The sequence below is a fragment of the Cupriavidus phytohabitans genome (assembly GCF_017815025.1).
Lineage (GTDB): Bacteria > Pseudomonadota > Gammaproteobacteria > Burkholderiales > Burkholderiaceae > Cupriavidus.
The window spans coordinates 1-24,756 of the sequence record NZ_JAGIQB010000062.1 but is presented as its reverse complement, the minus strand read 5'-3'; the positions used below and the strand labels follow the sequence as shown (position 1 = coordinate 24,756).

General features: G+C 60.1%; 15 protein-coding genes and 5 pseudogenes. 13 read left to right on the top strand and 7 right to left on the bottom strand.

Going from position 1 to position 24,756, the window contains the following annotated elements:
* Position 1: 1 nt before the first annotated feature.
* Positions 2–2,935: a Tn3 family transposase gene (locus tag J8I34_RS29535; protein ID WP_209807707.1), complete on the bottom strand. Its 2,934-nt coding sequence runs from the start codon at positions 2,933–2,935 to the stop codon at positions 2–4.
* 156 nt (positions 2,936–3,091) lie between these two features.
* Here J8I34_RS29535 and J8I34_RS29530 point away from each other — a divergent pair.
* The 4 genes and pseudogenes from J8I34_RS29530 to J8I34_RS29515 form a co-directional block, all read left to right on the top strand.
* Positions 3,092–3,592 (top strand): annotated as a pseudogene (locus J8I34_RS29530) (transposase); the annotation flags it as partial.
* A 796-nt stretch (positions 3,593–4,388) separates the two neighbouring features.
* The gene (locus tag J8I34_RS29525) at positions 4,389–6,509 is read left to right on the top strand and encodes a S8 family serine peptidase (RefSeq protein WP_209807705.1); all 2,121 of its coding nucleotides are present in this window, start codon (positions 4,389–4,391) and stop codon (positions 6,507–6,509) included.
* A 14-nt stretch (positions 6,510–6,523) separates the two neighbouring features.
* Positions 6,524–7,840, top strand: a complete 1,317-nt coding sequence (locus J8I34_RS29520) for an MBL fold metallo-hydrolase (RefSeq protein WP_209807703.1) — start codon at positions 6,524–6,526, stop codon at positions 7,838–7,840.
* A 14-nt stretch (positions 7,841–7,854) separates the two neighbouring features.
* Positions 7,855–8,352 carry a hypothetical protein gene (locus J8I34_RS29515; RefSeq protein ID WP_209807701.1) on the top strand — a complete coding sequence of 166 codons (498 nt, stop codon included), beginning with the start codon at positions 7,855–7,857 and terminating at the stop codon, positions 8,350–8,352.
* 854 nt (positions 8,353–9,206) lie between these two features.
* Here the strand turns inward: J8I34_RS29515 and J8I34_RS29510 are convergent.
* Positions 9,207–10,769, bottom strand: coding sequence for a hypothetical protein (locus tag J8I34_RS29510; RefSeq protein ID WP_209807699.1), 1,563 nt, complete (start codon positions 10,767–10,769; stop codon positions 9,207–9,209).
* A 633-nt stretch (positions 10,770–11,402) separates the two neighbouring features.
* Here J8I34_RS29510 and J8I34_RS29505 point away from each other — a divergent pair.
* From J8I34_RS29505 to J8I34_RS29480, 6 genes and pseudogenes are all read left to right on the top strand, one after another.
* A pseudogene (locus tag J8I34_RS29505) lies at positions 11,403–11,675 on the top strand (transposase); the annotation flags it as partial.
* A 1,515-nt stretch (positions 11,676–13,190) separates the two neighbouring features.
* Complete coding sequence (locus tag J8I34_RS29500; protein ID WP_209807697.1) at positions 13,191–14,789, top strand: CHAT domain-containing protein; 1,599 nt, start codon at positions 13,191–13,193, stop codon at positions 14,787–14,789.
* Positions 14,704–16,107: a hypothetical protein gene (locus J8I34_RS29495; RefSeq protein WP_209807695.1), complete on the top strand. Its 1,404-nt coding sequence runs from the start codon at positions 14,704–14,706 to the stop codon at positions 16,105–16,107. Before J8I34_RS29500 ends, J8I34_RS29495 begins: the two co-directional genes overlap by 86 nt.
* A gap of 12 nt (positions 16,108–16,119) precedes the next feature.
* Positions 16,120–16,446, top strand: coding sequence for a GYD domain-containing protein (locus J8I34_RS29490; RefSeq protein ID WP_209807693.1), 327 nt, complete (start codon positions 16,120–16,122; stop codon positions 16,444–16,446).
* Positions 16,447–16,461: 15 nt separating this feature from the next.
* Positions 16,462–18,264, top strand: a complete 1,803-nt coding sequence (locus J8I34_RS29485) for a caspase family protein (RefSeq protein WP_209807691.1) — start codon at positions 16,462–16,464, stop codon at positions 18,262–18,264.
* Positions 18,261–19,151 carry a hypothetical protein gene (locus J8I34_RS29480; protein WP_209807689.1) on the top strand — a complete coding sequence of 297 codons (891 nt, stop codon included), beginning with the start codon at positions 18,261–18,263 and terminating at the stop codon, positions 19,149–19,151. The genes J8I34_RS29485 and J8I34_RS29480 overlap by 4 nt, the downstream gene beginning before the upstream one ends.
* Positions 19,152–19,443: 292 nt before the next feature.
* Here J8I34_RS29480 and J8I34_RS29475 read toward each other — a convergent pair whose 3' ends face one another.
* From J8I34_RS29475 to J8I34_RS35545, 4 genes and pseudogenes are all read right to left on the bottom strand, one after another.
* Positions 19,444–20,106, bottom strand: coding sequence for a cysteine peptidase family C39 domain-containing protein (locus J8I34_RS29475; RefSeq protein ID WP_245176227.1), 663 nt, complete (start codon positions 20,104–20,106; stop codon positions 19,444–19,446).
* 166 nt (positions 20,107–20,272) lie between these two features.
* Positions 20,273–20,745 (bottom strand): annotated as a pseudogene (locus J8I34_RS34950) (ISKra4-like element ISBte1 family transposase); the annotation flags it as partial.
* A 36-nt stretch (positions 20,746–20,781) separates the two neighbouring features.
* Positions 20,782–21,141: an IS1096 element passenger TnpR family protein gene (locus J8I34_RS35310; protein WP_209807719.1), complete on the bottom strand. Its 360-nt coding sequence runs from the start codon at positions 21,139–21,141 to the stop codon at positions 20,782–20,784.
* A 26-nt stretch (positions 21,142–21,167) separates the two neighbouring features.
* A complete protein-coding gene (locus tag J8I34_RS35545; protein WP_209807687.1) occupies positions 21,168–21,389 on the bottom strand; it encodes a plasmid pRiA4b ORF-3 family protein in 222 nt (73 codons plus the stop codon).
* A gap of 312 nt (positions 21,390–21,701) precedes the next feature.
* Between J8I34_RS35545 and J8I34_RS29455 the strand changes: the two genes are divergently transcribed.
* Together J8I34_RS29455 and J8I34_RS29450 are read left to right on the top strand one after the other, a co-directional pair.
* Complete coding sequence (locus J8I34_RS29455; RefSeq protein ID WP_209807686.1) at positions 21,702–22,988, top strand: hypothetical protein; 1,287 nt, start codon at positions 21,702–21,704, stop codon at positions 22,986–22,988.
* A gap of 153 nt (positions 22,989–23,141) precedes the next feature.
* Positions 23,142–23,243 (top strand): annotated as a pseudogene (locus tag J8I34_RS29450) (IS110 family transposase); the annotation flags it as partial.
* Between the two features lie 3 nt (positions 23,244–23,246).
* Here the strand turns inward: J8I34_RS29450 and J8I34_RS29445 are convergent.
* Positions 23,247–24,108 (bottom strand): annotated as a pseudogene (locus J8I34_RS29445) (DNA-binding protein); the annotation flags it as partial.
* 269 nt (positions 24,109–24,377) lie between these two features.
* Between J8I34_RS29445 and J8I34_RS29440 the strand changes: the two are divergent.
* Positions 24,378–24,572 (top strand): hypothetical protein, encoded by a 195-nt coding sequence (locus J8I34_RS29440; RefSeq protein WP_209807685.1) that lies wholly within the window; start codon positions 24,378–24,380, stop codon positions 24,570–24,572.
* The last annotated feature ends 184 nt before the right edge of the window (positions 24,573–24,756 follow it).

The window sequence follows — 24,756 nt, the reverse complement described above, 5'->3', positions numbered from 1 at the left end:
CTCACGATCCTGCCGCACGCTGCCAGGGCGCCGCTTCGAGCAGCATGTCCTGGTACTGCTCGAGCGGAAATCGCAACGTGCCCCGAAAGTTCACATGCGCCGAATGCGCCGGCCCCATTCGGCGCAGCCAATCGTCCTCGACTCGCTGCCCCTTGCCGCGCCACGCGTCGACTGTCGCCTGCATGCGCTGCGTGTTCCAGGCAATCACCAGATTCGTCAGCAGGGTCAACGAGCCAGAAATCGCGATGATTTCGTCACGACGACGGCCGCGCTCCGGTGCGACCTTACCCGTGTAAATCGTACGCTGGAGCTCGTGTACCGACTCACCGCGATTGAGCAGCGCGTGCAGTTCCCGGCGAAACTCGACGTTGCTGAAATCGTCGCACAGGAACAGGGTCCGCAGCAGCTTGCCAAGCTGTTCCGCCGCCCGATAAATCGGATCCCCTTGGGCTGCGCTGCCGAATCGCTGCAACGCGACGACGGCGCTGACACGCCCTGACTTGATGGATGCAACGAGCCGCAGCAGCCCGTCCCAGCCGTCGCCAATGGGCTTCAGTGAGATGCCATGATCCACGACGGGAGCAAGATCTTTGGCCACCTCCATACCCCGTGGCAGATAGAGCTTGCGCTCCGACAAATTGCGTAGCCGCGGACATAGATCGAAGCCGAGCAGCTTCGATACGGCCATCCCCACGTTCGTATACCCATGCGTATCAACGGCAAGCGCGAGCAGGCCGCCGTCTTCGCGCGTGTCGCTGTGGCGCACTGCACCTTCAATTGCGACCCCCGCCTGGCGCTCGTTAAGGACGATGGGCTGGTTGTACACAATGCCATGCTGGTCCAAGACGTGCGTGTAGATACCCACTGCATGGGTGCGCCTACGCGGATCTACACGAGCGTAAAACAAATGAGGTGAGGTATCCAAGCTCATCGAGTCGCTCGAGGCTCGCTGCCCAGTTCCCCACAACTCTGTGATGGGGTGCGTACGTTGAAACTCAACTAAGCGGGCGTTGGCGCGCGACAGCCGGCCCGACATTTCGAGCACACGCATTGTGTTCGAAATCGCCGCAGCATCGACTTGCTGAATCATGGCAGCAACGCCCTTCGCGTCAATTTCGGTGCCGTGTGCCATCAGCGCACCATAGAGCGAGACAAGTTCGTTGGCATCGCGTGCCTTCCGCGCCAGCAGTACTTCGCTAAAACCCGTGTGGACATCCACTTCCATCATCAGATCTGCAAACTGAGCTGGGCCGATCGCCTTGAAAAGCAGGTCGCGTGTGCGCCTGGGTATCCCGTCCGTCGGTAGCGCGTCAAATGCCGAGAGGTGCAGAGCGCCATCCCTGCCGATTGTCACGCGGCCGGCTTCGCGGGCCTCCTCCAGCGCTGCGAGGCCGGCCTTCAGGTTCTCAGTCAATCGCTCAAGAAAGGGCTCCGCCGTAGCTGGAAGACCTAATAACGATAGGTGTCGGCCTCGCTCGGACTCCCAGTCTGACGGCGGAATCAGCATCTGGTCGCGTTCACGAAAGGACAGACTGTGGTTAATCCACACGGACCCGCGGCGCAGATCTTTGCGCAAGCTCGTGATCGCGGCGGCTTCCAAAGCGCGCAGTGCCCGCTTGCGATCGTCGCAGTCAACCAAGGCGCGCCACTTGGCGCTAATCGGCACTCCGTGGTCAATTGGCAACTCTGTCGCGCCGCTATCGTGCAGCCTGGCGATAAGCTTGAGTTGCTGCAGGCTTGGTTCCGTGTCCCGACCCGACAACTCTAGTTCACATAGGGGTGAAAGAAGACTACGGATGCGCCGGTGATCATCAGCCAGCGTCTCTCGAACGCTGGCTGCATGGCTGGCGCGAGGCTCTTCCGGTAGCTCCCCAAGCAGTGTCCCAATCTCTGCAAGCCGGACTTCTGCCGGGCGCGTGTTGTCACAAACGAGCGCTTTGATCGCGATCAGTTGTTGTCGATATTCAACTGCAGAGCGAGCCTGTTTCGTTGTAGTCTTGTTGTAGGCGTGCCGAACCAGATCGGAGACGCGGCGTCCTATTTGATAGAGCAGCGAATCGGTCAACTCGAGCAGCGTCACGCGAAGGAAAAATACCAGCTCAAGAGCGCGCGTCGACCCCTTGAGTTCGCGGGTCTTCACCGGTCGGCGAGCCTGAATCCGCTGTCCCCAGGCACGCTGCTTATCGATCGGCACGGTGTCCAGCGTCCATGTGTGGGCCCCGATCTCCTTGAGAAACCGAATCTTCTCCTGCGTTTCCGTGAATGTCGTCACACTGTGTCGGGCCGGCGGCGTCTTGAGCCAGTCGAGAACGGTCATGCCTGCGGTATCATGTTGGCTCGATAGTGCTGCGTCGGCGCGCCTCAGTTGCGTCTCAGGGACGGTCCCCTCGATCAGGGCAAGCGTGTTGCGCTCGATCTCAGCCCAGACCGATCGCCCGAGATCCCGCAACGTCCGGTCGGCAGGAATCAGAATCCTTCGCTCGTACAGCCAGTAGTTCGCGTGCTGAAGGAGTTCGTCAAGCGTGAGCGATTCCTCGGCATCGTGGCGCATCCATGCTTCGAGGTCTGCCCACTGATCCGGCCTGATCGACTTCAAGCCCAGATACCCGCAGGCCCAGATCAGGTGGTCATAGAGTGTCTTGTAACGGCGATATAGGGTCCGGAGCGATGCAATCGTTGGCGTCGGCAAACCGAGCCGCTGGCCGATGTAGTGTAGCAACTGGCGCGGCAGCGTACTGACCTGGCCGAGGCTGTGCCCGCTTGCGCGTAGGAATACGAGTTGGATGGCTGCCCCGGCGCGCCGATCGTGCCGAAAGCGCTCATTGAGCGCCGCGACGTCGCTGTCGGTCAGAGCGAAATATCGCTCCACATCGAATTCCGACATCCGAATCGGCAATCGGTCACTTCCCACATAGCGAAATCCCAAGCCCGGCATCCCTTGCCCCTAACGAGATGGCGCGATCCGAATCGCGGGCGGATATGTTACGCCCTCCTCTCATTCGCAGCGGCCAACAGGTGTGGGCTTGTCGGAAAGCGTTGTGGATAAAGGCTTTCGGGGAAACCGCCAGATTTTGCACGAAAAGTACGATTACCCCGTCTCGAAGCGGCCTTGCGCGAAGCTGTCGTCAACTGGCGCCTCTATCCGGCCGTACTTGGCTTGCAGGCCATGCGCGGCGTGCAGTTCACCACGGCGATAGGCATGCTCGCTGAATTGGGCGATCTCTCGCGCTTTGTGCATCCGCGCCAACTGATGGCCTGGCTCGGCGTGACGCCCGCCGAACACTCATCGGGAGAAAAACGGCGCCAAGGCAGCATTACCAAGAACGGCAATAGCTATGCAAGAAAGCTGTTAATCGAAGCCGCCTGGAGTTACCGGCACCCGGCACGGGTGAGCCCCGAAATCCAGCGCCGGCACGAAGGCATCCCAAAGGCCATCGTTGACCGGTCCTGGGACGCCCAGGTTCGACTGTGCCGGCGCTATCGGAGACTTGCCGCACGCGGCAAGAACCCGAACATTGCGGTGGTTGCGGTGGCCCGCGAACTGAGCGGGTTCATCTGGGACATCAGTCAGCTCGCCATGTCGCTGGCCCGTACCGAACGAGGCGCGGGCAGCGTAACCCAACACCGGTACCTATCTGACACTACCATGAGGCCTCAGTTTCCTGAAGGGCGACGTAGCCCGGCACACGAGCAACCCGCGATCCAGCTAGGCAACGGATTTCGTCCGACTTGCGGAATTAGATAGCGGCAGGCTCATTGGGCGGACCTCTGTAATGCGGTAACCAATCCGCGGATATCAGCATGATCCACCGTCGAGACTTACTGCTACGTCGCCCTTCAGGAAATTGGGGGAACTACATGCAACTGTGAAACCGAATCAAACCAATTTCGATTGACACGGGGAGTCATATCAGCTGTGCGAGGATGTCGTGCAATAAATAGATTTAACTTTAGAAGTTAACAAAATTCAATTCATACTGGTTTCGTTACTGCTTTTTGCGCCAGTGCATGAAGCTCGTTTCACGTTTCTTGTTCTCATTGCCGGTGGCAATCATTGGGAGCGCGATCCATCTCACCGATCTGGCTATTGAACCTAACGACTATTTCTCACTGCCAAGATCGAAAGCCGGCAGTCGCGCACCCACGCCAAAGCTCTCATATCTCAAGTAAATACTATTCACATCGTCTCCACCATTTGGCTGAAGCGACGTCCGAGACCGTGCGCTATGCTCGTACTGGCCTTTAATTCTGGAGCTTGTTTTTTGTTGCTCAATTGACGGCCGGCCGTCAAATCCTTCCTGTTTTCTAGAGGAAGGTGGCTGCCGCCGAGAAGCAACCATCCAGCGGTCCCGACAAAGACGCGTTACAAGGCGCAAAGAGGAGGCGATATGACGGAAGGCGATAATCGCAAGCTGCATCCCCGGCTGCGCGTGATAGAAAACCGCAATGATCGCGTCAATGCAACGGCAGCCGTGTTATCGGGCCGCCTCGCCAGCAGCGCATCGCTGCATGTGTCTGACATCGGTGCGACCGCAGCGAAAAGCCTTCGGGCATGCGAGCGGTTCACGGTCGGAACGTTGCCAGGGGCCCAGGTCCCCGTCGTCAAGCGGCCACCACCTCGGCCGAAAATGTCAGAGGTTGGCCCGGCCAAGGAGGCCTACGTCAACGTCTTCATAGAAACGGCTAATGGCGACCCCGGGTCGGAAAGCCCCGTGTCGGAGGTCGCAAGGAAGGTCACGGAGATCCTGGCTAACGCGCAACTACCGCCGCAGGTGTCCAGGAAGGTAATGCCGAGGCGCAACTTCATCTCGGTCACGGTTCCGGTCGCCGCGCTGTCGGAGATATCGACGCTGCCAGGCGTCACGTTCGTTCAAGCAGCCGAATCGCTGTCGATCCCGCTGCCTGTGACGAACGGCGCCGGCGGCACGCTCAGGCCGACACCTCGCGCTGTCATCAGCGGCGGTAAGCGCTTGACCGGCGACAAGGTCTTGATCGGCATCATCGATGTTGGCGGCTTCGATTTTGCCCACGAAGATTTCTTGGATGCGACAGGGAATACCAGATTCGTTGCCATCTGGGACCAGGGCGGCGACTTTCGGCCGCCACCGCAGTCATTCGGGTATGGATCCGAACTGACCGAAGCGCGTCTGGCCGCGGCTGTCCGGCAACAGCGCGAGGGAGGTCTTCCTGCCGTTGAACTGGAACGTCAGTCGCAGCGCAGTACCAGCTCGCACGGAACACATGTCGCCAGCATTGCGGCTGGTTCGAACGGCGTATGTCCCGGCGCTAGGATCGCAGCCGTGTTGGTGTCGCTGCCTGTCCCGGAAACGGATAGAGAGCAGCGCCGCTGGACGTTCAGCGATTCTTCACGAATCATCGACGCGATCGAGTATCTGTATGAGCTTGGCCAGCAGCTGGGCTTGCCCGTTTCCATCAATATTAGCCTGGGGACAAATGGTGGCGCCCATGACGGCTCGAATGGCCCATGTCGATGGATTGACGCCTCCTTGTCCGTTCCCGGCCGGGCCATTACCGTGGCGGCGGGCAATGCCGGGCAGGAAGACGGCGCAACGCCGGATGATCTGGGCTGGCTCATGGGACGCATTCATACAATGGGTCGCGTGCAATCCCGGGGACTTGACATCGATCTCGAATGGGTTGTGGTTGGCGATGGCGTCGCCGACTTCTCCGAGAACGAACTTGAGATCTGGTACGCCCCCCAGGACCGCATGACCGTATCCGTTCAGCCTCCGGGTAGCTCCAGTTGGTTCACTATTGCTCCCCGCGAGTACATCCAAAACAAGCGCCTGGACAATGGTACGGTGCTGTCGATCTACAGCGAGCTATACCACCCGACCAACGGGGATAACTACATTGCAATCTATCTATCGCCGAACCTGAATCCGGACACGCTGGCGCCAGTTGTACCTGGCGTGTGGAAGGTGCGACTGCACGGCGACGAGATCCGCAGCGGCCACTTCCACGCCTGGATCGAGCGCGATGACCCAATGGAGCTGGATCGGTTGGAGAACCTCCGTGCATACCGGTTTCCGTCCTTCTTTACCAAGGCAAGCAATGTCGATTCGCACTCCATCGGCTCACTGGCCTGTGCGCACCGTGTGGTTGGCGTCGCGAACGTCGATGTCGTGAATGGTCGCGTCAACATCTCAAGCAGTCAAGGACCGACCCGGGACGGCCGAAGCAAGCCGGATATTGCAGCGCCCGGCACCGAGATTGTTGCTGCCAATGGCTTCGGCGGTAATGACACGTGGGTCTCCATGACCGGCACCAGCATGGCGAGCCCCTATGTCTGCGGTGTCATCGGCCTGATGCTAGCGGCCAAACCGAGCCTGAACGCGGCGCAATGTGAAGGCATTCTGAAGCGGACAGCCAAGCCACTGCCTTCGCACGGCTACGAGTGGCGCAACGACGTGGGCTTCGGCGTCATCGATCCGGCAGCGGCGATCGCCGAGGCCTTGGTATTTGACAACCGCGATGAGCTTCGATAGCAAGGAGGCCGGCCATGCAAATTCACGTGTTCCAGTCGTATCAGGGCGACTGCCTCTTGGTCGAAGACGATACCGGTCAAAACAGGATCCTGTCGGATGGGGGAACGCCTGAGGCGATGCGCGACACGATTGCGACGGCCCTTTCAAATTGGCACGAAGCGAACAAACCGATCGATCTCGCCTACATCTCACACATTGACAGCGATCACATCGGCGGCGTTGCGGTACTGCTCGATCTCGCGGTGCAGTGGAAGGTCTTCGACTTTCACCACGCCAACGCAGATCCCTCGCCGCAACCTGCGCTGCCTCGCCCGCCCGAGATCAAAGCGTTGTGGCACAACGCTTTTCGGGACCTGATCAAGGACAATTCCGGCGAGATCGAGAACTTGCTTGCGGCCAGTGCATTGATGCTGCAGGCGAGCAACGATAAGGCACTAGTGGATATCGGCTACGAGCACGCCCAGATCGCGACGTCGATCAAGCAGGCACTCACCGTTTCTCGCCTGATCAAGCCCGATCTGCTGGACATTGAGCTTAATCGACTCCCGTCGAACCCAGAGCACTCCGGCAAGCTGTTGATGGCGCGACCCAACCAGTCCGCCGCGGAGTTCGGGACGCTCAGGGCGACGATCCTGTGCCCGACGTCGGCCGAGCTTGAAGGCCTTCGTAAGGGATGGAACAACTGGCTGAGAAGCGAAGCAAACAGGCAGACCGCGCGCAGGATCCGGGATCAGTATGCTGGGCAGCTCGAGGCTGGCGCGACCTCTCTCGCCATTCGGACATTTGAACTCTTCGGCTGGGAAGGCGTACCCGATTACAAGCACGTGACGGCGCCAAATGTAGCTTCCACCGTGTTGTTCATCGAGGAAGGGAGCAAGACGTTGCTGCTCACCGGGGACAACCATCCCGACATGATCCTCAAGGGTCTCGAGGACGCAGGCCTGATCGGCGATGGATACATCCACCTGGACGTACTGAAGTATCCGCACCACGGGTCAGAACACAATATATCGGACACGTTTCCACTAATCGTCTCCGCGGATCACTACCTATTCTGCGGCGACGGCTCAAACACGAACCCGGAATTGTCCGTTCTGGATCAAATGCTCGCTGCCCGGGTCGGACCAGCCAAGAAGCGCGCGCGAGCGCCTGTCGCGGAAAACCGCCCCTTCAAGTTCTGGTTCAGTACCTCGCCCAAGGTGCAGGAAGCAGGCGAGAAGCGGGACCATATGCTCCGGGTGCAGGAGTGGGCGGAGCGAAAACAACGGCAGCACTCGGACCTGTTCAGTTTCCATTTCAGCACACAGCCGTTCACAACTGTGAGCGCTTAAACGGAGGTAATGACATGAAATTCGGAAAATTTGAAAGCGTTGAGGATTTCCTTTCCGCCTACGCGGCCGCACAACGGGCAGCGATCCGGGCGCAGATCACCGGAATCAGCCTGGAGGCCGCGCGAGCACGGTTGCGGCGACGCAAGGAGCGCGATGTCGTCGAGGTCCAGGCGATCATCGCGGAATACCTCGGCATCGAAACCAGCGGGGCGAGTCATCAGCACTTGACGATTCAGGTCGAGCAGGTCACGGATACGGATCCGGACGTTCAGGAGGACCTCGATCGCGTTGTGAGTCAGCAGGAGATTGTCTTTGTATCGGTGCGGGTTGGCGATCGACAGGGAATCGACGAACCCTTGACCGGTTTGGAAACAGGCACAGCCCTGAACATCCGTGGGGAATGGATCCCGAAGGAAAGGGCATACGCTCACGGCGGGGAACGCATGTCGGTCCTACACTTCACGCATGACCCTATCGGCTTTATCTGTACGCCAGAATCATGCTATAGCTAATTGTTTGTCGGGCGAGATGGAGGAGTGACCGCCCTTAATGAAGGATGATAGATGGGCGATACTATCACCGGGTGGGCAGGTCGCGGTGGGGACACCAGCGGCCTGCGAATGGCAGCAAACGCAATTACTCATCGACGTCCGCTCCGCGTCACGCTTTTTTCCAAGTCATGGCGGCTAGCGATTTGTCCTGCTAGCCCGTTCACCGATGTCGCGGTTATCTTGCCAAGCCGGTCTGGTTGTCGGGGTGATCGTCCTTTCTACGCAGATTGATACGGTCCAAGAAAAAATATTTCGCTAGATCAATGACTTGTGCGAGCCCCACGTCGCGCTGCTTCTTCCCGTACCGTAAGTCGTTGATGGCATTGGAAAGTCCGGATCTCAGCGACTCATTCTGCACCCAAAGCACGATCACCCCTAGATGGCGATCGAAGTCGTCTAGCTGTCTAGCCAATGCTGTAGCTTGCTCGGTAGCTCCGTTACCGAGGGCGCGTCGGGACGTCGCGCGTGGCGTGCCGACGGCCCTGGGGACTGGGTGTGACCCATGAGCTTCTCCTCTCGACCAGATTGGTCGATTGGAAAAGCCTGCTCTGATTATGCGAAGACGTCACAGATGCCCGTGGACGCAAATGGCCGCCTCACGCCTTGTGCTGCATGTGATAAGTACAGACTGGGCATAACCGGGAACTGTGCCTAAACATCCTTAATCAGACGCCGAGAAGGGCAACTGGCGCCGTGCAGGCAAAGCTGGAGCCTTCGGAGAGGCCAGGGCTCGACGCCAAGGCAACCAGTCCATTTAAGTACCAGAGCGTGGTAGCGCAGCCGTAGACAGGCGTCCTGCGGCGGCGCCCCTTTTGCTAGACTTTATCTATGTTCGGCGATCTATCGTTTGGTGATGAGGACAGTCTGAAATCATTTCTTATGAGTTCCGTGACCCGTACTGTTTCCTGGGTCAGTTGTTCCTTGAGCGCGTCCAGCCCTTCTTCGATACCGGCATTGATCGCGCGGAAAAGAACTTCATCCGGCGGTGCCTCGCGCGGGAATTGCCTTTCACTGGATGAGGGGCCAACGTCGCGAACCAGCCGACGCAAGATGCCGCCGGCAACGAAATGCTCGAAGGGCAAACTCACGAGGTCGAATTTCTCGAAGAGCTGAGGCCACTCCCAGCGCGGAATCTTTTCCTTGAAGATCGGGAAGTCAAAGATCCATTCACTCACGGTGCAGCGCGGAGCACGAAGCCCCAGCGCATTAATCGCCTGCTCACCTAGAAGCCAGATCGGCGAGTCTATGGAAAGTTCTACGATGCGATCGGTCCATAAAATGGACCACCAAGCGGCATGGCGCATTGCGACCTGTTGGTCCGGCGGCGCCAGCCACACACCACAGTTGAGGAAATAGGCATCGATTTGCGTGAGCGCCGCCCGCCCAGCTGGGGTGGCGTCAAAGCCAGCATAAGGTGGATTCGCCGCAATGCCGGTCAGGTTGATGTCGAACCAATGGTGCCATGTTGAGTCCGCGACGATCCGGCCCACATCGACGTTCTGCCCATCGTAGGCGGAAGCCAAGCCGATCTCCTGTCCGTGCCTCTCCGCGGCTGGATCCTTGATCTTGCCCCAGCCGATGACGCGAGGCCGTTCCTGGTATCCGCCTTTGGTGGGCCACTTCGGATCGCCCGCCCCCGGCACCGGTGCCAGGGCTTCGCCTTCGTGCTGGTGATCGGGAAACACCGTAATCGGCCCCGTCGGGCCGCACATCACTGGGTGAGGACGATACCGTCGGCGGAAAATCTGCCCCGACCAGATTGAGAAGCGCTCGTAGCGCACATTTTGTGGGCGATCATCAGACTGGTCCTCGAAATCGAAAGATGTGCCAGGATCGGGCCCCTCCTCCAGAGTGGTATTCCATTTTCCGGGCGTCAGGCCGGGCGCGGGATACCGGCGCATTTGCCCTGCGCGCGTGATCTGACCAGCGATGCCTTGACCCAGATTTGCATGATCCCCCGTCACCAGTACGCCGCCAAACTTTGGTGCGGCCATGAATTGGTCGAGTAGCGTCACCTCTGCCGGGGTCAGGTTCGGAGTTTCATTGATGCCGAAGAACCAGACCTGCTCGTACTTGTTGATGATGTCCAGATCTGTCAGCTTCATGGCGCCGGAAATCGAGGCACTCGGGTCGGTACCGTCGCGATGGGCGGTTGCGATGTCAAAGTCGACGTAAAAGTATGCCCGGCTCTCGAGCAACGTCTTCACATACTGCAGGCCCAAAAATGGACCGCCTTCAAAATGGACGCTTGAATCCGCATACATCAGGATGCGGACTTTGGCAGGCTTACGCCACCATGGGAAACGGCCCTTCCAATCAAGGATGCCCCAACGCTGGACGATGTCTGATCGTATTGAATCCCGGTCGATGCTTGGCATGGTTTTTCTCCTTTGAGTTGCATCGTGTCCCCCGGAGTGTAATGAAGGCGGCGCCGAGCTCGGCGCTAAAGGCGTGGTGACGAAACGGCCCTCGTATGCTCTGCGGCACGGAATTGCCGGCTCGGAGTGGCGAGCAGCGACTGGATGGCGGTGGGCTGCTCTTCGAGTGCAGAAGGCTGCGCGACAGCTCCCGATCGGCCCGATCGTGTTTGCCCGCCGCGGTTGCCATGCCCGGTGTCATCGCTGGTGCGTTGCTTTCTTTTAACGTACTTGCACGGGAATGGCGCGCATGGGTAGCCCGGCAACGAATGCAGCATAGATGACGGCCGCCAAAGTACAACTACGCGCGGCTTCAGCCTGATCTGCACAGCGTTTATCTCTCGGACACAACGCGTATACGGGGCGATCTACCCCCAGTCAGGATTTCCAAGTCCTAACCCGATGTAGAAAAGATAAGGGAGGAAACCGGGTAAGCGACGCAAGTAGATGCAGGGTATATCGTCTGCTGACAAGCTCGCCCAGTGCTAGCAGGCCGCTGAAATACCTCCAGCGAACGTCAGCGTCACGACAGGCTGAGGCGTTGATTTGAAGACTCCACCCAACCCCGGATTTATGCGCGGCGCTGACACCTTCAAACGTCAGCTCATGGAGCAGACCCACTACAACTTGCTGTTTCGCTGGTTCATTGGCCTGGCGATGGATGATGCGGTCTGGGTGCCCACCGTCTTCAGCAAGAACCGCGAACGGCTGCTCAAGCATGATGCGGTGATCGCGTTCTTCAACGAGGTGCTGGCCATCGCGCAGAGGAAGGACTGGCTGTCGGGCGAGCACTTCAGCGTCGACGGCACGCTGATTCAGGCGTGGGCCGGCCACAAGAGCTTTGTACGCAAGGATGGCGGCGATAAAGGCCCCTGACCAAGATACGCCCTTATGCTCTGCAGAGCAGTGCGACACGTGTCGCCGTCAACCGCGCGTTAAGCGGTATGTAGTTGGCGGTAAAGCTCGCTTCTTGCCTTGTCACGCACAGCTTGACGTGCCGTGACCTGCTGTGCGGCCAGCAGTTGCCTACTTGGACAGGCGTGGTGGGTAACTACCGGGTCTGAAGCTCCAAGGACAATGTACTCGTCGAAAGACGCCACGACTCGGCGACGATGTGTGGTGACGCTGCGAGCCACAATGCGGCGTGGAGGCTAGGCAAGTTCCGCATGCGCAACAGATGTGAACCGTTGATAAACCCCGTAAAGAGCAATGGGCCAAAGTGGCTGGAAGGCCCTGACCAAAAGGTCTGCAGCTGGTTGCTCCCCTTGCACTTGGGAGCACGTCGTCACAACGTTGCCGGGGGAAAGGCGGGCGCTAAACGGATAGGCTCAGAGTATCGGGTCGGTAGGAGCGGGAACGTGGTAAGCCCGTTTCTTCGCCACGGATTCAATGTACGAATCTTTGGCAAGCGAGCCGCGAGGCAAGCCGATGGGGAAGCGGGTAAGAGAACGCGGAGAAAGCGAACGGCAGGTTGTAATGGCTTGCATAGGGGTTCGAACTTTGCCCTGACCTGAAAGGGTGCAGACTTCCGCGAGGTGTGGCTGTCGTGAGCCAGTATTTGAGGTTCGGCGTAGGGAAGCTTGGAAGAGACCGCCTCGTTGCGGTTCAGCTCCCTCGTTTCAGCGATGAGATGAACCAACGATACGAAGCTAGCGAAGGACTTGTGCTGTTCGGCAAGGCCGGCATCGAGCTTCGGTGTTTTAGCCATGCGCGAGCCGCTTGCGGTGAAAGTCGCTTGGGCGGTTCTTTGGGGAGGGAGCAGTGGAGACGCTGCTCTCTTACCCGCTTAAGGGCGTATCTTGGTCAGGGGCCTCTTGCGGTTGACGACACAGCCCGCCTGTCCGATCGCGGCAGTGATGCACCGATATTCGTGCCGATCGCCATCGTGGCCCACGCCATGATCCGGCCGCGGGCCGATGCGGGCTGGCCATCAAGCTCAAACCGTACTTGTAAATCGTGCCATTGCCGTTTCCAGTCGCGATGGGCAAGCGCGGCGGTGGACTGGATCGGGAATTCGTGTCACCAAAGCGAGATTCGTTTCAAATATGTTACGAATTAAATCTCATGAAACTCGCGAGTTAATTTGATGTCATTGCGATTTCTGGCGGGGCGAATACAGTCAATCTGAAAATATCAAAAAACAAGGTGCCGGCGTCTACAGTCGGCGCCCGGAATTGGAACAGGTCCGCCAGAACAGAAAAGCCGGACTCCGGAGGGGAGCGCAACGCCGAGCCAGCCGATCGACTGGGCACAGGCATGCCCATGCTTTCGACCTGGGCGGGAGACGCCATCGCATCGCTCGGGGGCCTTACAGAACAAAATTTGCGATGCACCCACTGGTGTCGATACTCTTCCCGGTTTTCTGCCGGCGCAGGGGGGAATATGACAACTAGCGACTTCGATCTGCGAATTTCCGCCGATGACGGCAGGTATTGGGCGGAAGTCGTCGACTCGCCCGTGGGCCGTTCCAGACGCGAGGCCTTGCAGGCTCCGTTTGGCAGCGATCCGCGTGACCGGGCGCTCTTTCTTTTGCAACTCGAGAATGCCGTCCTGCGCGGCGGAGGTCGGCGCGGCGGCCCCGTGTCTCGCGAAGAAAAGGTGTTGCGCGACTTCGGCAGCAAAATGTTCCGGATCCTGCTGAGCGAGTCCGGCTCGGTCGCGACGACCTATAGCGCCAGCCGCGCGAGCGTCAACAGTCTGCGTCTGAAGCTGACCGTCGATCCGCCGGAGCTTGCCGTGCTCCCGTGGGAATTCCTGTTCGAAGAAAAGCAGCACAGTTCGGCCCAGGACTATCTGTGCCTCAATGACTGCACGCCGATAGTACGCTATCTGGACTTTGGGCACATCCAGCAACATGCCGGGGTCACTGGAAAGCTGAACATTCTTGGCATGATCGCCAATCCCCGAGGCGAATGGACACCGCTCGATGTTGAGCGGGAACGGCAACGCATTGACCGGGCCGTGGCCGAGATTCCCGACAAGGACGCCATCAACTTCCAATGGGTGCAGGGACAGACCCAGGAAGATCTGCTCGACATAATGCAGAAGGAAGAATGGCATGTATTTCACTTCATTGGCCATGGTGGTGTCAGCGAGTGGATCGACTTCGATGGCAACCCGCAAAGTGAAGGCTTCGTGGTCCTGGCCGACGGGCAAGGCGGCGCGGTGAGGCTGACGGCGGCAGAACTTGCCATGAGCCTGTCAAACAGATCGCGTAGCCTCAGGCTCGCCGTTCTCAATTGTTGCGAGAGCGCTCGCGGCACGGGAGCGGACAGCCCGGGCGCCGCCATCGTGAAGTCAGGGGTACCTGCGGTAGTCGCCATGCAATATCCAATCTGCGACGAGACGGCAATCACCTTCGCGAGCATGTTCTACCGGTCCTTGCTTAATGGGCGATCGGTTGAGGACGCTTTGACTGCAGCACGGAAATTGATGCATCGGGAATCCGCTGTCGAATGGGGCATCCCGGTACTGTTCACGTGCGCAGATTCCAGTCCGCTAATCGTGCATCGCTCCGCCACGGCGTTCCCGGCGCCTCCCTCGCCTCCCTCGCCTGCGGCCAGTCCCGTTGAACCACGAGGGGGGCCGCCCGCCGAGCCTGCCGAACACCAGTTGCAGCAGGATGAGGCGCGCGCCGCCTTGCGACGTCTGTTTTCAACGTCCGGCCCCCCCGGGATTGACCATGAGCGACCCACACCTCGGACTCAAGCTGGCCTCGGCGATCTTCGTGCTAATCGTGTTCGCCATCATCGGCTTCGACAGACCCACCTGGTGCCGCACCTACGCGAGTGTGTCCCGCTTCCGGCTCGCAATGGCTGCCTATGCATTCCTGTTGACTATCGTGATGCTACTGCTGTACCTCCTGTTCCGATGGGCGCTCCAGGCCATGGGCATCATGGGCGGCGTCGACGATTTCATCCGTCCGAGTTCGCCGATCTGGCTGTCCCTGGCCGCGACCATGCTGCTGTTTACGGGGCGTGACGTAACGGCGAAACCACGCGAGTTTCTCCAGCGCGCGGCCGGCGTGCCCCGAGTTGCCGAAGAACTTGCGACAGTCCTGTGCCAGGCGGAACTGCACGCGGGAGAAGACCAGAGGCGCGAGGCGCGCAGTTTGCTCGAGCATCTGGCCATCAATCCGGACCAGAGTTGGCTGCCCCAGAGTGAAGCCACGCGCGCTCTCCTGTTGCGCGCCACCTTGCTGCACACGCTCCTGCGCAAATGGCCGGGCGACCCTCACCTGAGACGCTATACCGCCATTGCCAAGAACGACCTCGACCTGCTCCGGCAACGGTTCGACGAGCTGGCGCTGCGGATATCGCGGTCCTTTGGCACCATGGAGCATCTGGGGCAGATCGCCCAGTTCCTGGCCAAGTCCGGATTGTCCGGGGAGGAGCATGAAGCCGCCGCCACGCTGATCCGCAAGATTGTCAGCGACATGCTGCGAGACATGTGCTGCGACATCAGTGAGTTCTGCAGCCATGCCTGTCTGCTGGTGGCGCGCGGGGTCCTGACGACGGAGCATTCCGCGCGCGCGCGCGATCGAGCAATCGCGCGCCTTGGATTTCGTGTCCGTGCCACGGCAAAAGCCACATCCTATGGCATCCTGTTGATTGCTGCGGGCCTGCTCTACTTCAGCATTGCCATATTCTTTGCGCTCGTCGGCACGCCCCCGCAACGCATCAGTACGCCCTATCTCGTACTTGTCATCACGTTGATCCAGCTTGGCGCGCTCACCGTGGCAATCGTGCCGAAAAACCGCTGGGGCTTTGCCAATGCCGGCTTGAATACGCGGTCGCCCCTCGGTTTCATCGTTGGCGCCGGTGTCGTGGCGTGTATGCTGGCGCTTGCCATCAATGCGGCGGCGGGCGCGTTGTTGATCGGTGGCCTGGACGGTAGCCTTAAGCGCGTGCTCGATGGCGCGCCGTACCTGATCTCGCCGTTTGCGACGGCAGCCACCACGGCATGGCTCGTGCAGGATCACCGCTGGCGCACGATTTCGTCGCCACACACACGGCGCCTTCTCGATGCGGCGACCATGGGCATTGTCTGGCTCATCGTATCGGCGTTCTCCACCGCGCTGAGGCAGTCGCTCACCGGAGCCAGTCCAGACCTCGACACGCTGATCTGGCCGATGCTTGGAGGCTCCGCCATCGGCGGCGCCATCGGAGGCCTCGTGCCTGCGCGATTCCGCGTCAACGAAGCCGACTTGCGCCGACATATGACACCGTTTGCGATGGCCGCCACGCCAGAGCAGGAGGTGCCCGACACAGAAGTGTCCATTCCACGGCGCGCCCTCTGAAAAGGAGACATCATGCCGCAGTTTCTGCATCAGTGGGCTTACAAGGACGATCAGGTGAGAGCCATGGTCGTCGAACAACAGAACCGTGAGGAGGTGGTCCGCATCGCGACGCAAGCGTTCGGCGGCAAGCTGCTTTGCTTCTGGTTCTGCTTTGGTGAGTACGACGGTGCTGCTATCACCGAATTCGAAGACAACGAAACGGCAATGGCCTGCTTGATGTCGATCTACGCCGAAGGAAGACTGCGCGTGCTGAACACAACCCCGCTTCTCACGTGGGAACAGAGTCAGGCCGCCATTCGGAAAGCGCAGATTGCGATCCGCGGTCGGGCCGAGGGCTGAAACGGGGGCAGCAGCATGCGCCGCGCAGTCCTGGCAATTGGCGTCGATCGGTCCGGCAATCTACCTGTGCTGTACGATGCCGCACAGGGCGCACAACGCTTTGCGCAGTGGGCGCGTGAGCAAGGGATCAATGGATCCCAGCTTACGGTGCTGACCGACGAGAACCGGGGCAGCGTGACCATCGATGCCATAAAGAAGGCCATCAACCGCATGGTCGACAACGACCAGCGCTCGGACCAGCTCCTCATCTACTTCGCGGGACATGGCGTCAATATCGCCTATGGTGAGTATTGGCTGCTGACAGACGCGCCCAGGGACTCCCAGGCGGCTGTCAACGTGACAGGCAGCGAAAGCCTGGCGCGCTATTGCGGCATCCCCCACGTGGTCTTCATCTCGGATGCCTGCCGCACCGCCGCGGAAGGCTTGAACGCCCAGCGTGTCACAGGCAGCGAAATCTTTCCGAACGAGAATGTGACCGACCTGGAGAGTCCGATCGATCAGTTCTACGCCTGCTCGCTTGGACGCCCCGCGCTGGAGGTGCGGGACCCGAATACTTCCGCCAGAAATTTCTCGGCGCTCTATACCGGCGCGCTGCTGCATGCGCTCGGCGGCTTCGTTCCCGAGCTGATCCAACATACGTCCGAAGATGGCCATGAGATGAACCGGATCCACCCCCGTCCGCTCAAGCATTGGCTCGCGCAACAGGTTCCAGCCCGCATCGCCGAACTTCGCCCCGACGGGACGGCCATGCAGATGCCGGACGCGCGCATTACCTCGGACCCACACATCTGGATAGCCACCTTCGACCCAGGCACGCTGCCCACACCGCCCTCACCGGTGTCTTGGAGCATTCCCCTGCGAGAATTCGAACGCGTGCATCGTGGCAGAGTGATTTCGGCCGGCGCCATGAACAGTCCGATCATGGCGGCCTTGATCCACCGATCGGTTCGCCTGCCCGCGAGTCAGGGTCTTGATCGCTCCCTGACATTTGAGGATGGCTCCCGCTCGATCGAGGCGAAGGAGCTGTTGCGTGCCATAGAGGACGTAGCGGCGCCCTTCAGCGGACATCTTGACAGAAGCTGTGGCTTTGAGATTCGGGGGGATACGTTCGTCGAAGCGGTATCGTCCTCTGCAGCCGTCGACCTGCCTGGAACTCCTGGCCCCGTGCTGCACGTTAATCCGGCATGGCCAGGCGCCAATATCCTGCTGGTGTTCGAATCGGGGCGTGGAGCACTGCTGCCGGCGTTCCCGGGGTTCGCAGCCAAGCTGACCGTGGTCGATGGCGAGCTGGTCGATGCGGCATACGAACCGATGGCGCCTGCCCGTCCCTCGATGGCTTCGGCACGACAGCTTGCGATCGTACGGCGGCTACGCGGGGTGGCGTCGGTCGCGACGCGACACGGTGTCTTCGCACTGGAGGCCGACGACATGGATCCCTGGGCACAAGGCATGCTTATCGCGGACATGCCTGACCCCGCCCTCGCCCTCTATACGAGCTACGCATTCGCAGAGGGCGGGCGCGTGGATCTTTCGCGATCCATCAGCCAGGCGATGCGCGACCGCCTGGGCTACCGCTTCTTCGACATGGCGTTGCACAACGGGGAACTCGATGGAAAACGCGCGGATCAGGCTACTGGCCTGCTCGGCTGCGTCCCGTTGCTGGCACGGGGATGGGGACTGCTCAACGCCCACCGTGTCTTGCTGCCAGCGCCGTTGAGTGAGCTGCGCTATCAGCTTTGCCCATCACCATGGACGTTGCTCGACCGCGATGGCGTGATGCAGGTGCGCAGCGCCTTTCAGCAAGGAGTACTTCGATGAGCCGACAACTGGTATTCATTCACGGGCGATCGCAGGAACACAAGGAAGCGGACAGACTGAAGGCGGACTGGATCGCCGCATGGAAACGGGGACTGGCCAAGAGCGAACTAGACATCCCGATCGATGAGGCCGACATCCGTTTCCCCTACTACGGACAGGCGCTCTTTGACCTCGCCGGTGGGGCGCCCGACGATCAGGTCGCCGACATCATCGTACGTGGCCCGATGGCGGACGCTGATCTCCAGCAGAAGACGTTCGTCCTCGCCGTGCTGCAGGAGGTCGCCGATGAAACCGGGGTGGACCCGCTGGCCGACGGCGCAGAGGGTGACCTCATCAGCCGGGGCGTTCAGAACTGGGAGTTCGTGCAAGGCATTCTCAGGGCCATCGACCGCCATATCCCCGGCAGCAGCGGCGCGAGCATCGCACTGGCAACAAGCGATGTCTACCAATACCTCAGAAATCCGGGCATGCGTGACCGCATCGAGACGGGCATTCGCCCCGCCCTGAGGAGTGATGCCGAGACCGTAATCGTCTCCCACTCGCTTGGCACCGTGGTGGCGTACAACCTGCTACGGCGGGACGGCCTTGCGTTGCGCTGGAAAGTCCCGCTGTTCGTCACGCTTGGTTCGCCGCTTGGGGTGACGGCCATTCGCAAGGCGCTGCGGCCCATCGACGCCGTCCCCTGCGTGGATCACTGGTACAACGCCATGGACGAACGGGACGTCGTTGCCCTCTATCCGCTGAACGCCGACCACTTCGATATCGCGCCCCCGATCGAAAACAACACCCGAATCAGTAATGACACGGCCAACCGGCATGGCATTTCCGGCTATCTCGACGACAAGGAGGTAGCGCAGCGCATCCACGCCGCCCTGGTGGCAGCGTAATCGCATTCTGTCGGTGATACCACAGCCCGTTCCGCGAGACATACCCGGCATTATGTCTAAACTTCATGCCATCAATCTTCAAGACGGGCTTCTAGCGGCTTGGGCCGCTGCTGGATCACAGAGGTTCGCGTAATCGCAGTAGAGCGTACAGACTCCGCGCGGTGGATCCGCTAGTTGCTGCTGGCGCGTTCAGCCAATTTCGCTCCGGCTTGCTACGCCCTCTTCCCGAAGAATTCAAGGCGCAACGAAAGGGGCCGCTGTGCCGCGCACCAAAAATCGCCTGCCGGCATGGCTAACTGCCCACGCCGGCAGCCTCTTCCGCACGTTGCCTGCCCTGCAACCAGAACACCTTGGGCGTAGCCGCAACCAGGCGGTCCCAATGGTGCCGCCAGGATGGACGCGTCGCGACATCTGTCGAACGGGCCGGCTGCGCCGGCTCAATGTCTGCCTGCGTGTTCGCCGCCGTTTCGGCCTGCATCGAGGGCTGTACCACGATGGCGTAGCGGCTGTACTCGGCCAGCAACTCTTCCCGGCTGACCTCCTGCTCCCCGCCGCCCCAACCCGGCAGCGCGACAAGGAGGCGTCCGTGCTCGCGGCGCTCAAGCAATACGCACGGCCTGCGCTTGCCTAGCATCAGGATCGCCGGCAGCACGCTGTCCGGGATCTTGTCCAGCTCCACCTCCACGAGCCGGGCCGACAAGCCCACGTGCGCCGCCGCAGCGCTTAGGAGCGGCAATGTGAGGCGGTGCGGTGGCTCCTTCTGCAGGACGGCAGACGGCATTGGCCGCTGCCATACCCGGTTGACCAACAACAGGCAGCCCAGCAGAGGATCATCCGCGCCCGTCGAACGGTGCATCCCGGCATGCTGATCCCGGTAGCCAGCCATGGCGTCAGGCGCTTCGTACAATGAAAGCTCGGCCGTCTCGTGCGGCCCGCACGTTTTCCACTCACCCATGATTCCCCCCGGTTTCAGTGGTGTGGCATTTCATTTTTATGAAAGCGTAGTGCACGAAGGCATCCGTTCCCATCCTTCAAACAGGTGATTTCGCGGCTGATTCGGCTTTGAAACATCACCGGGATCGAGTGCTTTGTGGCAGCGCTGCCAAACCGGCCGTCAGATCCGAGCTGGCTGCCAGCACATGATCGAGCGGCAACACCTCTTGCAGCACGTTGACGGTCAGACCATACGTCATCAGCGCTACAAACTTGACCTCGAGATACTGCAGGTCTGGACTAACCCGCTCAGGCAAGCAGTTAGCGACCGGACTAAAGGTGGGGTCCTCGCCCTTGCACTGCCAGCAGGGGTACAGTCTGGGACTATCGATCGACAGTCACTGCGGAAGACCAAGTGATGGTGGCCCTTGCAAGCCAACTATGCACCGCACGTGGGACAAACGCTGGTCCGGGCAACGGCCTCGGCAACCTGTGCCGCGACCATCGTCCGCTGCAGCCGCCCCAGCAATGATTTCGCCTCCTCCAGACAGAGGCCCAGCGAGCCCACATCAAGGCCGCCTCTCTCGAACTGGGCGATTTCGGTGATGGTGGCTGGCTCGCCTCCCTCATCGTGCACTACAAGTTGCAAGCTAATACGCATGGCCGCCCTCCTCCCGTGGAAGCTGCAGCGGCCAGTCTACCCTTTGAGCCCTCGCAACCGATCATTGACGATCTGACGGTCAAAGTGACGATCCAGCCAAGTCAGCCACCGGTCGAGCTCATCGCGTAAGTCTTCCAGCACGATAGGACCCTCGCGCAGCGACTCGATCCAATCGAGGAACTCATATTCACTGTGTTCGTCTCTGGCTTCCAGATACCTCTCGATCCCGCCAATGTCCTCGGGCGGGCATGGCCCGCAACCCACCACGCAACGCGGCAACTGGCCAGGCTGTTGCCGCAGCATACGCCGCCCCATGCGTATCTCCTGGCGCCACCACGCGTTGAAGTCATACACATGGACGAAGCCTTCGTGTTCGCGGAGATGAAACGCGGTCAGCGGTAGCTCTTTGCCACGGTGGAGAACTACAGGACGCCCTCATGAGCTTCGCCGTAACGCCTGCCATGAATGCTGAACTGGTGCAGATGTTCGTCGGCCCAGCCCATGACTACCTGGATGACATGGTGCAATTGCCCGAGCGTCAAGTGCTCGGGAACGAGGACGCGTCGCCAAACCGGCGGGCTCAGGCCGCGCAGAGCAATTCGAAGTTGAAGGACGGAGGTCGCCGGCCCAAGATTGGAAGCCATGCGTGCATTGTAGGTGCCTCATGGGGCTCTCAGCAGAGATCCCGGTCGTCTGCCCCCGCCTTGGCGCGGTCTCCCTCCAGTGCGCCACGCCTTATGCAACGCCGTTTAGCTGATCGATCTCACAACTTCGACGGCTCACCTAGGGTCGCCGAACGGCGTGCATCCTTCGACGCTTCAACATTGCAACAGAACTCACACAACGAAGGCTTAGCGGAACAGTGATTTCCCCCTCATGGCCTCATGATCTAGCCCATCCAAGGCGTGGCACCGTTCTTGCGGCCTGCACCCATACGATAATCGCGGTCTGTCCCCATGAAGAAGGAGAAGAAAATGGCTGGACAACTCACATTGCTTCCTCCGCTGCCACCCTTCATGGACTGCTCGGCTAGCGACATTAATGACGTTGGCGACATTATTGGCGAATCCAGCCGCTCGGTCGGGAATGTCACGAGTATGATAGTTACCCTCTGGAAGAATGGCGCCCCAAGCTCCCCGGTCGACTACCCTGGCCCAACTCTCGGACTTAGAATTAACAATCAGGGAAATTTTCTTTTCAGAGGACAATCCCCTGGTCGTTTATCTGGCTCATACGGATTATATAAACCCATCGGGAATGCGACAGTCGATCTACATACGATAGTCCCAAACCTCTGGGAAGTCCTTGCCATCAACGATCACGATCTGATGTTGGGTTCGGTTTTTGCTCAAGACCCCCGGGTGCCAGATCACCTAATTTTATTCAACATAAATGGGTATCTACGCCACCTCCCGAACATCGGCGGCATCTCATCATCGAATATATTGGGAGTAGACAATGATGGACGGGTAGCGATTCAATTAGCAAGTGCAACTCAAAATACTAAACTGTATTGGCTTCCAAGAGAAAGTGATGCTTGGCTGCAATGCGATTTGCCGATTCTTTCAGATAGCGTTCCCTGCCTAAACAAGGAGGGACTCGTGGGTGTGGCAGTGGCCGCGTCCTCCAACCTATCTCGAATCGTATTGATTGATTTGAACCATCCGGATCAGCACAAGAACACGAATCTTTTTGCACCACTATCAACGCCCTTTCGCTCCGTTGTCGCCATCAATGGTACCCGCGTTGTAGCCGCGCAACCGGACTACGAGGCGGTCTTCTATGACAACTATCAATACATGAGCTTTGGCGGCCTCCCCACGTTAGGGGGGACCATAAATGGCAGAAGCGCGAGCGCGATGAACAGTCTGGGTATGAGCGTAGGTAGTTCTCGCCTGACGACCATACCTCCATCACCAAATTTCCGCGATGTCGCATGGACTTACAGTTGGCCCGGATTCCAGCTTCGGCGACCTCCGTGGCTGCCGAAGGATCCCATGCGGTTCTTCTTTCCAGAATACATTCCGTGGCCCTGGCCATCTGATTTCCCAATACCCGGACCCGTCGAGGACTGGGAACAATGGGATCTACTTCCACCTGAAAAAAGAGACGTTATAACGACTGTCGCTCTGGGAGAGTTGGGGTCGAGGCTCATCGCCCCGGAACTCAGAGAGATGTTCAAACGCGCGACAAGCGAATTACTTGAACGAGCGGCGAAGATATCGATCGAGAAAAGCCAGTAAAGGTGGAAAGCAATGGCGCAACGGCGGTCATGCGCGGTGCCGACCTGCATACCCGCTGATCTTGGGGTCATCATACCTTTCGTGCATGTATGGACCCGACGCCTCCCTTCGGTGGACACTGTCGACCTCAACCTGACACGTGGGGGTTTCATCATGGGAATCGATATCCTTGGCATCGATCTCGCCAAACGAGTGTTCCAGCTGCATGGCGCTGACCACCGCGGACGGGCCGTACATCGAGCGAAGGTCTCCCGTGGGCCGTAATTCTGCCAGCAGCTGGCGCGCCAGCGCCGCCTCGGCTTCGGCGCGCTCGGCCCGGCGCTGCGCTGCGGCAAGTTCCGCCTGCACGGTGGCCAGTCGTTGGCCGCTTTCTGCTCGGCGGCGTCGGCGGCCGCGAGCCGCGTGGAGAGTTGCTCGATGAGCGCCGTGACCTGGGTCTCGAGCCGGGCCCGGGCCTCGGCCTGCGCCACCGCCGCGTCGCGGGCCTCGCCGCGCCGTAACAAGTTCGCCGCGCAACGCTTCGACCGCGCGTTCGCTCTGCTGGCGCGCGGTGCGCTCCGCATCCAGTTCGCGCAAGGCACGGCGCTCGCTAGCCTCGGCCCGTTCGTTCCTGCGCGATGACGACCTGTTCGCGAGCGCGCTCCAGCTCCGTCGAGAATTGGGTTCGCAACTCTTCTAATTGCCGCCTCCCCGCCTCCAGTTCCGCCCGCCCCGCCTCCAGCCGCGCCTGGGTCGCGGCGTGGGCCTGGCGCTCGGTCGCCAGCGCCGCCTGACCCTCCTCGATGGACTGGCGCGCGGCGTCCAGCTGGGCGACGAGCGCCGCCGCTGCCTCGCGTGCGAGCGTGGTCTCGGCGTGCGCGGCATCGCGCTCGGCCTCGGCGGCGCGCGCCTCGGCGCGCAGCGTGGCCAGCTCGCCGGTGGCGGCCTCGTTGGCCGCCTGCCAGATGGTCTGCACCGCCCCGGCGGCAATGTCCTTCAACGCCTCCGGCAGGTCCGGGTGGTCGATGGTGACGCGCGTGCGCCCGCGCAGCTCCTGCCAGAACCCCTGCAGCACCTCGGCGGGCGTGCCCTTGCTGCCCTTGCGCACCAGCTGATAGAGCGTCGACCGGGATTCGCAAATATCTGAAGCTTAGATATTTGCGAATCCCGGCCACCCCTCTTATAGAGGGCCGGCCAAAAAAGGGGCTTGTGAAAGCAGCGACAGCCTACCTATAGTTCTAGCGCGATAAGGTTGCCGACTTAACAAGGAGCTCGCAATGAAGCCTTACGTTGTCGCAACGCTGCTCGGCGTGTTCGTGCTCACAGCAAATGCTGAAAAAATACACTGAGTGGGAGCCAATCAGAGGGACATTCGCATCGCATATTGCGAACGGCTACAGGATCGCCGCCGTGACAGGCACCGAGGACGACAACCTGAATATCGCGCACTTCTATTTGCAGAAGCCTACGGTGGACAATCGAGGAAGATCAATAGTTGAAGTGGCGCAATGTGTGCAGTATTACCGCAAGAATCAAACCGCTGATAACAGCTTTGGCTGTTATCGACTCATCCGTCCGACAAAGGCGTCCACCCTTGAGCGGTGACGCTCAGCGCAAGGGCCAGCGTGGGGAATGGTGGCTTTGGGGTGTGGGCAGGGCGAAGGGCACGGTGGGAAGCGAGGGCGACTGACGATTCGTCGGGACCGCACTAAGGATGGTCTGAAAAACCTCTGCCAACGGAAGGGCGGCAGAGACGTTAAATGAGGATCACGAAAGCTGCATGACGAAC

Bases quoted from the DNA above. Each gene is read 5' to 3' on its own strand.
- J8I34_RS29535 (WP_209807707.1), bottom strand. From the start codon at position 2,935: ATGCCGGGCTTGGGATTTCGCTATGTGGGAAGTGACCGATTGCCGATT.
- J8I34_RS29525 (WP_209807705.1), top strand. From the start codon at position 4,389: ATGACGGAAGGCGATAATCGCAAGCTGCATCCCCGGCTGCGCGTGATA.
- J8I34_RS29520 (WP_209807703.1), top strand. From the start codon at position 6,524: ATGCAAATTCACGTGTTCCAGTCGTATCAGGGCGACTGCCTCTTGGTC.
- J8I34_RS29515 (WP_209807701.1), top strand. From the start codon at position 7,855: ATGAAATTCGGAAAATTTGAAAGCGTTGAGGATTTCCTTTCCGCCTAC.
- J8I34_RS29510 (WP_209807699.1), bottom strand. From the start codon at position 10,769: ATGCCAAGCATCGACCGGGATTCAATACGATCAGACATCGTCCAGCGT.
- J8I34_RS29500 (WP_209807697.1), top strand. From the start codon at position 13,191: ATGACAACTAGCGACTTCGATCTGCGAATTTCCGCCGATGACGGCAGG.
- J8I34_RS29495 (WP_209807695.1), top strand. From the start codon at position 14,704: ATGGGCGGCGTCGACGATTTCATCCGTCCGAGTTCGCCGATCTGGCTG.
- J8I34_RS29490 (WP_209807693.1), top strand. From the start codon at position 16,120: ATGCCGCAGTTTCTGCATCAGTGGGCTTACAAGGACGATCAGGTGAGA.
- J8I34_RS29485 (WP_209807691.1), top strand. From the start codon at position 16,462: ATGCGCCGCGCAGTCCTGGCAATTGGCGTCGATCGGTCCGGCAATCTA.
- J8I34_RS29480 (WP_209807689.1), top strand. From the start codon at position 18,261: ATGAGCCGACAACTGGTATTCATTCACGGGCGATCGCAGGAACACAAG.
- J8I34_RS29475 (WP_245176227.1), bottom strand. From the start codon at position 20,106: ATGGGTGAGTGGAAAACGTGCGGGCCGCACGAGACGGCCGAGCTTTCA.
- J8I34_RS35545 (WP_209807687.1), bottom strand. From the start codon at position 21,389: ATGGCTTCCAATCTTGGGCCGGCGACCTCCGTCCTTCAACTTCGAATT.
- J8I34_RS29455 (WP_209807686.1), top strand. From the start codon at position 21,702: ATGAAGAAGGAGAAGAAAATGGCTGGACAACTCACATTGCTTCCTCCG.